Genomic DNA, 649 nt, shown 5'->3' with positions numbered 1-649 from the left:
GTCGTTTTCTATGGCGGCTACTTGATTTTCCCAGTTGGATCTGATCTTATTGACACATTCGCTGCTAGCTACCACCGCATCATTCAAAAGAGACGAGATTGCGGCAAGAGCTTGAGTGATTGTCTGGTCGATATTGACTAGTTCTCCATTAACGCAGACGCGGACTTGGAGAAGATTCAATGGGTTCAATACTACGCATTTGGGGAGAACATTTGCTAGGTTTCCTTGAACCAAGGCGAGTTGGTTCAGTTTGACTCTAGCTTGTCCTAATTGTGGAAGTACTCTACATGATTGAATTTCTGATTGGTTCAATGCAGACACACTAGCACCTACAGCTGAGACACACGAATCGATATTTTTTCCTGCTGCCTTGGCTTCGGCTACTGCTGCATCTACCACGTTGCTCAATTGCACAAGGAGGTCGGTGATGTTCGAGGTCCCGATGGCGATATTGGCTTCCACAGCTCCATTACTCTTGCCAAACTGCATATTGCTGAGGCCAACATTGATTCCTAATGATCTTTGACGCTCTCCTATCAGTGCTGATAATGCTGCATTGATATCAACAGTCTGAGATGCTGCGACCTGTAAAAAGGCCACAACTAGTACACAGGCGACGTAAGTTCTCATGTTTTCGTTCGTATTTTGA

At 45.3% G+C, this 649-nt stretch carries 1 protein-coding gene; it reads right to left on the bottom strand.

What is annotated here, in order from left to right; translation table 11 throughout:
- Positions 1-630: hypothetical protein (locus tag IEJ02_RS47910; protein ID WP_191070521.1), on the bottom strand; the 630-nt coding region annotated here is incomplete at its 3' end.
- Between the last annotated feature and the right edge of the window lie 19 nt (positions 631-649).

Source organism: Streptomyces sp. 5-10, assembly GCF_014712245.1.
Classification (GTDB): domain Bacteria; phylum Actinomycetota; class Actinomycetes; order Streptomycetales; family Streptomycetaceae; genus Streptomyces; species Streptomyces violaceusniger.
The sequence above is the reverse complement of the archived record's forward strand: the minus strand, read 5'-3'. Positions and strand labels throughout refer to the sequence as shown.